We start from the raw sequence: 12,994 nt of genomic DNA on the forward strand, positions 1-12,994 counted from the left end.
TCACTTGGTCAGCGCTTGGCTTTCCATTTGAAGAGGCGGCTATTCTAGCGAGATATTCTTTCGTGTCAAACACTTTATTGATTTATTTTTTACTTATTTCAAAAACAAATCTCGAACTCTCTTTTGGCTAGAAGCCTTGCTGAACATTGCCTTGAACCCTTATGGGCTCTGCCGTGTCAGTGAGGACGCATTATAGAGATAGAAGTCACATTGGCAAGTGTTTTTCACCATAAAAATCAAAAATAAGCACTTTTGATTGAATATCAAACAAAACCAGCCAAAATCGCAGATTAACTGTTCAAAACACCTATTTCTTTCACACTCTGACCCTCTTTAATACATGGCTCAATAGAAGACCTCTTGCTGTGAGACACATTAGAAGCAAGCTGTTCAGTTAACAGTAAAACGGCTTCATGTGCCATACGGCTGATAGGAAACTCAATTGTCGTTACTTGAGGATACAATCCCCGACAGCTATCAACGCTGTCATAACTGATAATAGATATGTCTTCCGGACATTGTATACCATGTTGATAGCAATACTTCATTATTCCACGGGTCATCTCTTCACCTGTGGAAAATATTGCACTCGGCTTTTTCGGTAGTGCCATTATGGCCGCCATTGCATCATAGCCACTATCCAACTCATAGTCGCCTTCAATGATATGACTTTGACACGCCACGAGCTGATACTCAGACATAGCTTGAATAAAACCCGCTAAGCGAACTTTCGTGCTGTCCCTATCGCACGGCCCTGTTACACATACGATATGACGGTGACCTCTATCTATTAGATAGCTCGTTGCTAACGCAGATGCTGCTTGATGATCAAATGTCACGCAGCGTTCTTTAATACCAGCGATATACCTATCTAAAAGAACAAATGATGATGTCGTCTTAGACAAGTTAATCAATTCTTCATCGCTGAGATTACGACTATGCAAAATAAAACCATCGCAACGTAAATCACGAAACTTATCGATGGCTTTCTTTTCTCCTTCAGCGCTGTGGTGTCCTTGCGCTGTAATTAAAAACTTTTGTTGCTCATCAAGTTCTAACTGCACTTGATTCATCATCTGACCAAAGAAACCACCAGTATAGTAGGTAACCATTAACCCAATCATGTTTGAGTTTGATTTCGCTAGAGAGCGAGCAATGGCACTCGGTCTATAATCCAGCTCAGCCATCGCTTCCTCAACACGACGTTTGGTGTCAGCACGAAAACTTCCCTCACCATTGATGATTCGAGAGACGGTTGAGCGATTGACCCCCGCCAATGCAGCAACTTCCTTAATACTTGCCATTGACATTATTTCCTTGTGATTGATAACTAAGTGGCAGGCCCAATAGTACGTTAATTCATTGGGTAACAAAAAGAGGTAACCATGAGTACAAGGTGAATGCTAGGGAACGTACTCACGGTTATCGACAACCGTGTCGATCAAACAACAGCACTATAGTTAGACAGCGTTATCGCATTGCTAGTAAGCAAAGAGCGTAACTCTGCCGATTTTAAAACCTCCAATTCATGCTCTCGGCAGGTGCTATAAGAGCTCATCGAAACCAATTCTTTGTCAGCGATACCCGGATGGCACATGACTTCCACAACAGAATGCGATAGTGCCCACTTTCGTAAATTCGGAATCAACCAATCAAGTGTCGCCGTGACATCGTAAAAACCGTCAGTAAATAAATACTGCTTCAATTCAGGCTGAGCACGATAGGGAACACCGAACTCTTCACTCAATTTTTTGACAACCTCATGTACAACAGGATGTAAATGGACGTGGTGATGACTGTCTATATGGCTAAGCTGAATGTCATAATTCAAAAAGTGCTCAATCTGACGTCGCAACTCTTTGTATATATCCGCTTTATGTTCAGGCGTTATTGTTACCATCAATTGCTGATAACTTAAAAAGAGTCCGTTTTCATTGACTAGTGGGTAATTCGAAGACATAGGCGAACCAGCTGTTAACCTCAGATGAATACCGACGCTCAGTTCAGGTGCTTGCTTTAATCTCAGCAACGCATCACTTTCTCCGGGCATCGCTACCATCATCGTAGTTGACGACACAACACCATTAAGGTGACTATCAATAATTCCTTCATTGACCTTTCGGCATAATCCATAGTCATCTGCATTGAAAATTAACTTCACCTATATCCTCCTTACGTTGGAACTAGCGTGCACTAAATTGCGGCAGGTCGTTATCATTTTCCACTAAGATATCTGCAAGTAAAGATTTGGCTACTTGAATATCATTTACCAGTGGGTGAGTTGCCAACGCTAATAACGCCGTCTCTTTGTTGCCAGAAACAGCTGCATCCACAGTCAGCATCTCATAACTTTTTACTCGTGCAATGAGACTGTCGACATAGTGTGGTAAAGGGTCTGTGGCAAGCGGGGTTGCTCCCTCGCTTCCTACGACCGCAGAGCATTCAATTACAGCATCATTCGGTAAACTTGCAATGACACCACCGTTCTTCACATTTACCACATGTAACGCATTACGATTATTGTAAATAGAATCTACCAAATCGAGTGAAGCATCTGAGTAATATGCTCCACCACGCTCTTCGAGTTCTTTTGGTTTACTATCTAACGAGTCTTGTTGATATAACCGAAACAACGCCGCTTCCGTCTCCATAACTTGGGTCGCTCTACTGCCTTGATTTCGATAAGATTCTTGCTCTTCAGCAAGCATTGCGTCCGTTTGATAATAATAACGATGATAAGGACAGGGGATGACTCCTAAAGCATCCAAAAAGTTGGGGTCCCAAGGCTCCTCAAACACATTTTTCATTGAGAAGTTAACGCCATCTCCCACTTTTTTAAGTAGGGTCTGGGTAACATCCTCACCATCTAAATAGGCACTCGTCACCCATACTAAATGATTCAATCCTGCGAACTTCATTTTCAACCGACTAGGTTGGCAATCTAACATATCCGCCGCCATCATCTGCATGGAAACGGGTACATTACACAGCCCTATGGTTTTAACTTGGCTATGCTTTTGAATCGCTTCTGTCACAAGGCCTGCAGGATTTGTAAAATTAAGCATCCATGCATTTGGAGCGAGCTCTTCAATATCTCTGCAGATATCAAGAATGACAGGTATAGTTCTTAACGCCTTGGCAAATCCACCAGCGCCCGTAGTTTCTTGCCCGACCCTATCGTAACGAAGTGGTATAGCTTCATCTTTTTGCCTTGCAGCCAAGCCACCAACTCGAAACTGAGTCATAACAAAATCCGCACCTTGAATCGCTTTTCTTCGATCCAATGTTTGAGTTACAACAATGTCCGCCTTCGCCTTTGATACCATACGCTGGGTCAAAGCTGTAATAATAGACAGCTTTTCCTCACCCGCTTTAATATCCGTTAAGCAAATCTCGGTTACCGGTAAGCGATCAAGACGTAATAAAACCCCTTCTATTAGTTCGGGGGTATAACTACTACCACCACCGATCACTGCAATTTTCAATGAACCTGACGTCATCATATTACCCCTGTGGTAAGCCCTTTCGTAATTCAATGATTTCCGTCGCTAACTCATGAGCAAGAATGGTCGTCATAAGATGATCTTGAGCGTGAACCATCACTAAGGTCATTGGGATTTTCCCTTCGCCTTGATCTAATTCAATCAACTGTGTTTGAATTAAATGAGCTTTGTTCAAGCACTCTTTTGCTTTTTCTAGTGAGCCCTCTGCAGAGGCTAGGTCCAGATTCCTAGCTGATCTTAACGCTTCAAAACAAAGGCTTCTTGCTTCACCTGCATTACAGATAATCTCCATAACAACCAATTCTTGATCCATAATAATCTCCTCGTCCTTATCTTTATGCTGTTGCAGGTTTATCTGCAGTGACTACCTTACTTTCATCTTGAGGCTGCTCTTGCTCTAGCAGTTGTTTCTCGAACATCTTGAAGAATGGAAGATAGATAAATAGATCGATGACCATCAGGATTGCCACTAGTAATACGGGTGACAACGTCCAACCAGACCCCCAAGATGCTCCAATAATGGCGGGTGCTGTCCATGGTGTCGTCGCGACCCCCATACCTACTAAGCCTGCGTGTACAGCAAAATAAGCAATGGTGGCATTAATCACTGGCGCGAAAACAAATGGGATAAACAAAATTGGATTCAGCACGACCGGGCTACCAAAAATGACCGGCTCATTTATTTGGAATAAGCCAGGGACGGCACTCATACGACCTAAGCTTTTAAGGTGCGCAGAACGACTAAACATCATCAAAATAACCAACGCGAACGTCGCACCAGAACCACCAATAAAGATATAGAAGTCCCAGAATGGTTGAGTAAAGATATTTTGAACTGGCTCACCCGCAACAAACGCATCAATATTAGCGCTAATATTGGTTAAGAAAATTGGCGATAGTAGACCAACAACAATCGCAGCACCGTGAATGCCGGCAAACCAAAGAAGCTGACACACTAACAGAGCACCAATAATCGCAGGCAGTGTGTTTGAAGCACTCACAAGAGGCTTAAACATCGCCATCACAGCATCAGGGATGAGCATGTCATATTGAGTCTGAACAAAAAGGCTGAGTGGATAGAGAATCAAAAAAACGGCGAGGACAGGCAATAAGACTTCAAACGAGCGAGCAATCGCGGGTGGCACCTGCTCTGGCATTCTAATCGTGATGTTGTGCTTTTTCATAAAGCGATACAACTCGACCGCAAAGAAGGCACAAATAACAGCGGTAAAGATCCCTGTGCCCCCCATGTGAGCAGTAGGGAGTCCACCATCTTTTGCCGGAGAAGCCACTAAAAGAAAACACATCAATGACAAGGTCGCACTCGTTATGCCATCCATTTTATAGGACCTCGCCAAACTATAGGCAACACCAAGAGACACGAATATCGTCATGATCCCCATCGACATACTAAATGGCATCATAATGGTATCAAAATGAGTCGTCGCTAGATCGAGCCATGCTCGACCAAAAGAATTAGTGGTCTCCTCAGTAAAAGGAGGAAAAGCAAAAACGAGAATAAAACTACCCACAATAATAAATGGCATTGCAACAATAAAACCATCCCTCATCGCTCTAACGTGGGGCTGATTACCCACTTTAGTCGCAAGGGGGGCAATATGCTTTTCTACGATATTAATAATCGCATCATAAAGCTTCATAATATATTCCTTTATTTCACGTTAAACTAATAATCAATTAATCAATGAGAGCGAGCGCTTGTTCAAGAACCTCTTCTCCCTTCATCATTCCATAATTTTGTGGTGAAATTGCCTCGATGTTTTTACCATGTTCAGTCGCTACCTTTCGTAACTCATCAAGTTGAAACCTTACCTGAGGGCCGAGTAGACATACATCGTAGTGAGCAATATCTTCATCAAACTCCGACACAGACTTTGCTTGAATCTCACATTCAACACCTCGCTCTTTCGCTGCCACTTGCATCTTTTTCACCAACATACTGGTCGACATTCCAGCGCTGCAGCAAAGTAGTATTCTCTTCATATAACCTCCATTCACAGTGATATAACCACCCTAACAAAAACAACTTTAACATTAAAGCGCAACCGGTTGCGCTTTTGATTGAAGTGGATCGCAAAAATAAAAACACCTGATTTATTACTATAACTATTTCATTAGATTAAATATCAGCTTTTTCCATTTCGTTATTATTAATCAATAAAATAAGGACTATTTATGAGAAAGGTCTCTAGTTTAATCGGTAGCTTACTTATCCCTCTATCATTCAATGCTATAGCGCAAGATCCTAAAGCCACTATCTACCTCACCTTTGACGATGGCCCCATAAATGCATCAATTAAAGTGATCGAAACACTCAATAAGCACAATGTAAAAGGATCGTTTTTCTTCAATGCGTGGCACCTTGATGGTATCGGGGATGAAAATGAAGACCGAGCACTAGAGGCTCTGATGCTTGCACTCAATACCGGCCATATGGTGGCAAACCATAGCTATGATCATATGGTACACAACTGCGACGGTGCGCACGGTGAGAATACCGCTGCGGCATGTAATGCGACAGGTATGCACAACGTTAACTCTTATCGTGATCCCGCCTATGATTACACCTTTTTCCCGTTAAATCTGGCTAAACTTGAGCAGCATGTAACTAACATCAGCAGCTATGACAATTATGTCGCCGATCAGTACGCTCGTTTGCCGTATACCAATGGCTGGCGAGTAGCAAAAAGTTTTAAAGCTGATGGGCTCTGTGCAACTTCAGATGACTATTTACCTTGGGATCCTAACTATGTTTGCGACCCTGACAATCCATCAAATAGCTCAAGCAATGCTATGACACTATCCGATATGTTGACCAATGACAGTTATCAGCTATTCGGCTGGGATCTAGATTGGGCACCTGAAAACTGGGGGATCGAAATGCCCGCTAACAGCTTAACGGAGCCGGAACCATTTCTTGAGTATGTCGAGGCCTCTATCAATACATGTGCACCTGTCACTATTGAGCCTGTTAATTCCAAATCACAGAATTTTCCATGTGACACTCCACTCCATAAAGACAAGGTCATTGTCCTCACCCATGAGTTCCTATTTGAAGATGGGCACAGAGGCATGGGCGAAACCCAAAATATCCCAAAACTGGATAAATTCTTAGAGCTTGCGCTAAAGGCTGGGTATGTGTTCGATACTTTAGATAACTATATTCCTAGCTGGAAACCAGAAGTGCAGTACTCTGTGGGAGAACATGTGAACCACGAAGGTACCATTTACATTGCACAAAAGGCTCATTACTCTCAAAGCGATTGGGCACCGTCCTTACAATCAACACTATGGTATAACGCCGATCCTGCAACAAACTGGAAATTAAACGTTAACTACGAACAAGGGGACTCTGTGGTATATAACGGCTTGCAATACACTGTCATTACCGCTCACGTATCACAAGCAAGTTGGACCCCAAATTCAGAACCATCTTTATTTTTACTAACAGCTACTCAATAATTTGTCGTTAATTAAGTAGCATTACCCTCAAAATAATAAGAGATTCGAGCTCGAGGATTCAGATACTCTCGGATCTCTTCTGGTAATTTCTCTGGATGAATCACTGATTCAATGGTGAGTTCTTTTGGTGCTAACGTAATGATAGGTGCTTGTAGCTTGGGGACGCTAGGGTCGTACAGCAAGACATTTGGGCACAACAAACTACCGCTATTGATAGAGATAACTAAGCCAACCATATCATTCGAAAGCTTAACGATCGTGCCCGGCGGATAAACCCCCATATACTTGATTAGCATATTCAGGTTCTCAGCGTTGTAAAGATGTTTACTATGCTTATAGAGATAGGAAAGCGCGGAATACGGTATTTTTTTCTCGCTCGGGTTCTGATGATGACACAAACCATCAAAAGCATTAGCCACTGAAATAATTTGAGTGACTGAATCAATCTCGTCCCCCTTCAACCCTAGCGGGTAACCAGAGCCGTCAAGTAATTCATGATGCTGCTCAATAACCGTAATGACATCATCAGGTAGTGTACCTATTGCTCTTGCAATGTCGGCACCATACTTAGTATGCAGTTTCAGGTAATTATACTCGGGCTCAGAAAGCGGGGTTGTTTTTCGTAAGATAACCGATGGGATTTTCACTTTGCCGATATCGTGAAAAAGTGCCCCCATACCGACATCTTTAATTTTCTCTCCACTAAATCCTTTCGCTTTGGCTATCATCATCGAAAGCACGGATACATTGAGACAGTGAAAGTAGAGATCTTCGAATTCACTTTTACTGCCCATCAAATGCAGCGTAACTTCATCTTCCGACAACAGAGAATCGACAATATCTTCTACCAGTGACTCTGATTCTTGAATCGCTAGCTCAGGACGGCTGCGTAACTTCGCCATAATACTGCGAATACGCGCAAGCGATCTATCAAATTCCTTCTCACACTGAGAAACCCTGCGGCGATATTTACTTAACGTTTCGATTCGCTCTTGCTTTTCCGCCCACAACTTTTCCGCTTCATCAGATGCCTCATTCGTTGATAGATGTGAAGGTTCACTTATCGACTCTTCTGCAGGAAGCGGTATTGTGTCACTCAACTCAGGCGTAACATACACATACTTGATTCCGAGTTGCTTGATAACTCGTACTTGCTCGTCTGATTTTATTTTGAAGGTATTGAAGAGGAAAGGATGGTCACTCCACCTTACGGGGAGCCTAATATGTAAGCCTGGTTGAAGTCGGCTCACCGACATTTTTATACTAGCCACAAAGTCACATGCAACAATGAGTAAAACACGCGAGGAGTCTAATGAACTCCTCGTCAATCTTCATCTATAAGTTAAAAAACACAACGGATTATGTGCATTTCGTCAAACTAGACTCATTAATAGCACTTATTCTACTGGTTTACTTTTTAATAGTGCGGCTATTCTAGGATCGAGACTCTTGCCATGTGACTGCTCAAATTCTTCCCGCTTAATATCAATGAGATTCTTCACAGAGTGTTGCGCAATGCCCTTCGGTACTTCTGTCACTAGCTTGCCTTTTTCTTGAAGGCTCATTGCTTCACGATAAAACTCTTTAAAGCGTCGAATGATCATGGATTGGGGAACCCGTCTCAGTTCGTATCCCTTATTCTGAATGATCCATGTTTCGAGTTGATTTTGCGGCGTCTTCGCTACCACTCGATTCATCGCTTCCATAAGCTCTGATTCGGTTAACTGACTTTTGAGTAACGTCAATTCGCCCATAATAGGTGGCCATTTCTCTCCGGCCTGAAGCCGTTCCCGACAATGTTGCATGATTCGCATCAATTCGGCTTCAGTCACGCTATCCGCAAAATCTAAAAATCGACCTGTTGGCCGACGACCATAAGATTTCAGCCACGTCGACTCATAGATGCTAAGTAGAGTACCAAAAATATAGTTACACCAATCACTTGGTATTCTTTCATGCTGCGTTTCATCGACTAAAGATTTTGGCACACTGCTTCTTTGTTGAGAAACCACGGGCTTAGACGGAGCAGATGAAGGGGACTTAGGAGCAACAGGTGTTGTTGCCTTCGCTCCTGAAGCCTTAAGATGCTCTAAACTGCCACTCACGCCCATCTCACGGAGTTTTTTCTCCATAGAGCCAAAGTCCACATTTTTTGGTTTATTACCGTTACCCATATTAAGCACCTACGTTATAGAAAAAGGAAGCAACCATCATTCTAAAAGTCTGGCTTCTTGCCCTGCCCTCTCAAAAATTCTCTAAATTCCTCAGAAGGACTAACATCAACTGACTTATTGCTTTGATACGATTGACGTCTTCTTTCTTCAGCCTGTTTTCGGCGATCTTCAGCCTGTTTCTCATTTACAATCCACAGACGCAGCTTATTCAGCATCTGCGTAACTGAGGTATACTCATTCGCTCGAGCTTTATAGTACACCACAAATTTCTCCCAAAAGAGATTCGGATCGATTTCTAAGCGAGAAAATGCCAGTGGCTGCTGAGCCCACTCAGGAACCACAAATTCATTCAGTTCATGAGTTGAAATGTACTGCTGGCTTTCACCCTGTACTTGACCTTGTTTACGCCTTGTCGATGCGGAAGGAAATGTGTTTGTCGATTGTTGTTTCGCAGGCACGCCGACAATTGAACGAAGATTTCCAGACTGCTTCGCATATTCAAGCCAATTATCTAACTGGCCCGCGAGTCGGTTAATATTCATCGTAGGCGATGGATTGCTTTCTTGCATAAAGCTTTGCCAAACGTCATCTCGACGATTTGCTGGTACTTTATATAGGTTAAGTTGCTGGTGTGACCAACCAGGGGCGCTGGATTCATTCTGGGCACTGACCTTAATCGGAGCACTAGCTTGCTCAACGGGCATCGACACCACAGGAATCGAGACAGACTCTCCCTCTGGCGCAAGCAGTTTAAGATGATGTATTTGCTTTCTGCCTCTCGTTTCCACATGAGACTTAGTCATGACACCTTTGTTGACCAACGATGTAAACAAATCAGCCAACCTAAACTCACCCAATAAACATTCAGTTGCGATATCGGCAAGAGCAATTGACACACTCCCATCGTGACCAGCGAGATCCGCTAGCTTCAGCAATACAAGTTTTTCACTCGCTTCCACATTCGTTTGTTGCCATGCAATATGGGTAAACTTCGCGCTCACAATCACTCTCCTATCTAGTACTTTGATTTTAGCGCCTTTCGCCTTGAAAGACGAGTACAGCCAGAACCTCTCCGTCAGTTTTAGGCCACTAACATCCGTTAAACCGTTTATTGAAAGTAAGAGATTTTCAGCAGTCGCTAAGGAGGAATACCAACTCTCTGGTGGACGCCATCGTTGTCGACAGTGACGTATAATAATACAGATAAGCTTTTGAGAAGATACAAAAAAGCCTCGACTTTCGTCGAGGCTTTTTTGTTTAAATATGGTACCGGTGGGCGGACTTGAACCGCCACGCCCGAAGGCAACGGATTTTGAATCCGTCGTGTATACCAATTTCACCACACCGGCATCTTTAGGCTATTGCCCTTTGATGTTTGGCATTATACGTAAGCTTGGATGACGTGCAAGAACAAAACACTGTTTATTCATTTGTTTGCTGTTTTTTTGGTCACAACGTGATGTATTTCCACAGTCGAGGGTTTCACAAGCCCTTTAGAATCGCTATTCTGTGGTCAGATTATACATTTTAAAAGTAGATGAAATGAAAACACAACCTTTGCCTCCAGCAGGCCTTTTTCGCAGACTTGGTGCCTTGTTTTACGATAGCTTAGTCGTCTTAGCGTTAGTGATGATGGCGGGCGGTCTCGTGGTCGCTATTCTTGAGGCTCTGGTCGCAGCTGGGCTGCTCTCTTATGGCTCTTATACCGATGCAAGCGATTTACTCAGTCGTCACCCCATTTGGAGCCCTATTTACACAGCGTATCTTGCGATTGTTTGGGTCTATTTCTTTGTTTATTTCTGGACGAAAGCAGGACAAACATTAGGAATGCGTGCGTGGAAACTGCAAGTTCAAAATTTACAAGGTGGGCGCATTACCGTCACTCAAGCATTAATCCGCCTTGCCACTTCGGCGTTTGGACTCGCTAACCTCGCCGTTCCTATCGATACTAAAAAGCGCGGGTTTCAAGATATATGGGCAAAAACACAAGTTGTCGTATTGCCTAAAGCGCAATAAATTTGAATGAAACGTAACAATAAAAAAGGTGCCGATATGGCACCTTTTTCGATCTAATGCCTCGTAATCACTAAGCTTTAAACGCCTTAAATGCGTTGATTAAGCCATTTGTCGAGCTGTCGTGTGAATCCACATTATTATCATCAGCTAGCTCAGGAAGGATTTGGTTAGCCAGTTGCTTACCCAGTTCCACGCCCCACTGATCAAAACTGAAAATGTTCCAAATGACACCTTGTGTGAAAATTTTGTGCTCATACATCGCGATTAGGTTACCTAGCGTGCGAGGTGTGATTTGCTTCACTAAGATTGAGTTCGTTGGGCGGTTGCCTTCAAACACTTTGAATGGAACTAAATCTTTCACTTCTTCCGCTGTTTTACCTGCTGCGATGAACTCAGCTTCCACGGTTTCTTTAGACTTACCAAATGCCAATGCTTCCGTCTGAGCGAAGAAGTTAGACATCAGCTTCTGATGATGATCGCTAACTTTATTGTGAGTGTTCGCAGGTGCAATGAAGTCACAAGGAATAAGCTTCGTGCCTTGGTGGATCAACTGGTAAAATGCGTGCTGACCATTGGTACCAGGCTCGCCCCAGATGATTGGACCCGTTTGGTAATCGACAGCATCACCATTGCGGTCAGTAAACTTACCATTTGATTCCATGTTGCCTTGCTGGAAGTAAGCAGCAAAACGGTGCATATATTGATCGTACGGTAGGATCGCTTCTGATTCAGCACCATGAAAGTTGTTGTACCAAATTCCGATCAGAGCAAGTACAACTGGAATATTATTTTCTAGTTCAGTGTTAGCAAAATGATTATCCATCTCATGAGCACCAGCAAGAAGCTCAACAAAGTTGTCATAACCAACCGCTAGGATGATAGATAGACCGATTGCCGACCATAGTGAATAACGACCACCAACCCAATCCCAAAATTCAAACATGTTGTCGGTATCGATACCAAACTCAGAAACTGATTTTGCGTTGGTAGACAGTGCCGCGAAATGCTTCGCGACGTGCGCTTCATCTGCTGCAGTTGCCAAGAACCAATCACGTGCAGAATGTGCATTCGTCATGGTTTCTTGAGTAGTGAATGTTTTTGATGCAACCAAGAAAAGCGTGGTTTCAGGATCGACTTTCTTCAATGTTTCGGCGATGTGTGTACCGTCGACGTTAGAAACAAAATGCATGTTGAGGTGGTTAGTGTAAGGAGACAGCGCTTCTGTCACCATGTACGGACCTAAATCTGAACCACCAATACCAATATTCACCACGTCTGTGATCGCTTTGCCGGTATAGCCTTTCCAATCACCTGAGATAATGCGCTCAGAGAAGCCTTTCATTTTTTCTAGCACAGCATTCACTGCAGGCATGACGTCTTCGCCATTCACCATAATTGGTGAGTTGCTACGGTTACGTAGCGCGACGTGAAGTACCGAACGCTCCTCCGTCTGGTTGATAGCCTCACCAGAGAACATCGCACTGATTGCCGCTTTTAGCTCAGTATCGTTAGCGAGAGCAAACAGGTGCTTCATGGTCTCTTCGTTGATAAGGTTCTTAGAGTAATCAACAAGAATGTCTGAGCCAAAGCTTGTAGAGAATGTATTGAAGCGTTCTGCATCTTGAGCAAATAACGCTGCCATATCCATATCTTGCGCAGATTCAAAGTGTGCTGTCAGTGCTTTCCAAGCGTCAGTTTGCGTTGGATTAATGTTTTTCAACATGGTCTCTATCCCAATTTTTTGTCGGTTTTTGTTCCCTATCCCCCCAAGGAAAAGGAACCCCCGGTTAGCGAAAATAAAACGTGTAAATCTAAATA

General features: G+C 43.3%; 12 protein-coding genes and 1 tRNA gene. 2 read left to right on the forward strand and 11 right to left on the reverse strand.

Annotation, left to right across the window (positions count from 1 at the left end; translation table 11 throughout):
* Positions 1–290: 290 nt before the first annotated feature.
* The 6 genes from MD535_RS20285 to MD535_RS20310 all read right to left on the reverse strand — a co-directional run bounded on the left by MD535_RS20285 (position 291) and on the right by MD535_RS20310 (position 5,507).
* Complete coding sequence (locus MD535_RS20285) at positions 291–1,304, reverse strand: LacI family DNA-binding transcriptional regulator (RefSeq protein WP_265676849.1); 1,014 nt, start codon at positions 1,302–1,304, stop codon at positions 291–293.
* A 137-nt stretch (positions 1,305–1,441) separates the two neighbouring features.
* Positions 1,442–2,161 carry a chitin disaccharide deacetylase gene (gene chbG, locus MD535_RS20290; RefSeq protein ID WP_265676850.1) on the reverse strand — a complete coding sequence of 240 codons (720 nt, stop codon included), beginning with the start codon at positions 2,159–2,161 and terminating at the stop codon, positions 1,442–1,444.
* Positions 2,162–2,183: 22 nt separating this feature from the next.
* The gene (locus tag MD535_RS20295) at positions 2,184–3,500 is read right to left on the reverse strand and encodes a 6-phospho-beta-glucosidase (protein WP_265676890.1); all 1,317 of its coding nucleotides are present in this window, start codon (positions 3,498–3,500) and stop codon (positions 2,184–2,186) included.
* A 4-nt stretch (positions 3,501–3,504) separates the two neighbouring features.
* Positions 3,505–3,816 carry a PTS lactose/cellobiose transporter subunit IIA gene (locus MD535_RS20300; protein ID WP_265676851.1) on the reverse strand — a complete coding sequence of 104 codons (312 nt, stop codon included), beginning with the start codon at positions 3,814–3,816 and terminating at the stop codon, positions 3,505–3,507.
* A gap of 22 nt (positions 3,817–3,838) precedes the next feature.
* Positions 3,839–5,164: a PTS sugar transporter subunit IIC gene (locus tag MD535_RS20305; RefSeq protein WP_265676852.1), complete on the reverse strand. Its 1,326-nt coding sequence runs from the start codon at positions 5,162–5,164 to the stop codon at positions 3,839–3,841.
* A 37-nt stretch (positions 5,165–5,201) separates the two neighbouring features.
* Positions 5,202–5,507, reverse strand: a complete 306-nt coding sequence (locus tag MD535_RS20310; protein WP_265676853.1) for a PTS sugar transporter subunit IIB — start codon at positions 5,505–5,507, stop codon at positions 5,202–5,204.
* 192 nt (positions 5,508–5,699) lie between these two features.
* Between MD535_RS20310 and MD535_RS20315 the strand changes: the two genes are divergently transcribed.
* Positions 5,700–6,986 (forward strand): carbohydrate-binding protein, encoded by a 1,287-nt coding sequence (locus tag MD535_RS20315; RefSeq protein WP_265676854.1) that lies wholly within the window; start codon positions 5,700–5,702, stop codon positions 6,984–6,986.
* An 11-nt stretch (positions 6,987–6,997) separates the two neighbouring features.
* Here MD535_RS20315 and MD535_RS20320 read toward each other — a convergent pair whose 3' ends face one another.
* From MD535_RS20320 to MD535_RS20335, 4 genes are all read right to left on the reverse strand, one after another.
* Positions 6,998–8,257: an HD-GYP domain-containing protein gene (locus MD535_RS20320; RefSeq protein ID WP_265676855.1), complete on the reverse strand. Its 1,260-nt coding sequence runs from the start codon at positions 8,255–8,257 to the stop codon at positions 6,998–7,000.
* A 126-nt stretch (positions 8,258–8,383) separates the two neighbouring features.
* The gene (locus tag MD535_RS20325; protein WP_265676856.1) at positions 8,384–9,160 is read right to left on the reverse strand and encodes a hypothetical protein; all 777 of its coding nucleotides are present in this window, start codon (positions 9,158–9,160) and stop codon (positions 8,384–8,386) included.
* A 41-nt stretch (positions 9,161–9,201) separates the two neighbouring features.
* Positions 9,202–10,161, reverse strand: coding sequence for a hypothetical protein (locus tag MD535_RS20330; RefSeq protein ID WP_265676857.1), 960 nt, complete (start codon positions 10,159–10,161; stop codon positions 9,202–9,204).
* A 263-nt stretch (positions 10,162–10,424) separates the two neighbouring features.
* Positions 10,425–10,509, reverse strand: a tRNA-Leu gene (locus MD535_RS20335).
* 193 nt (positions 10,510–10,702) lie between these two features.
* On the opposite strand from MD535_RS20335, the gene MD535_RS20340 reads away from it, so the two are divergent.
* A complete protein-coding gene (locus MD535_RS20340; RefSeq protein WP_265676858.1) occupies positions 10,703–11,176 on the forward strand; it encodes an RDD family protein in 474 nt (157 codons plus the stop codon).
* A gap of 70 nt (positions 11,177–11,246) precedes the next feature.
* Here the strand turns inward: MD535_RS20340 and pgi are convergent, their stop codons facing one another.
* Positions 11,247–12,899: a glucose-6-phosphate isomerase gene (gene pgi, locus MD535_RS20345; RefSeq protein WP_265676859.1), complete on the reverse strand. Its 1,653-nt coding sequence runs from the start codon at positions 12,897–12,899 to the stop codon at positions 11,247–11,249.
* Positions 12,900–12,994 lie beyond the last annotated feature (95 nt).

Origin of the sequence: Vibrio qingdaonensis (genome assembly GCF_026191675.1) — a bacterium.
Taxonomy (GTDB): Bacteria; Pseudomonadota; Gammaproteobacteria; order Enterobacterales; family Vibrionaceae; genus Vibrio; species Vibrio qingdaonensis.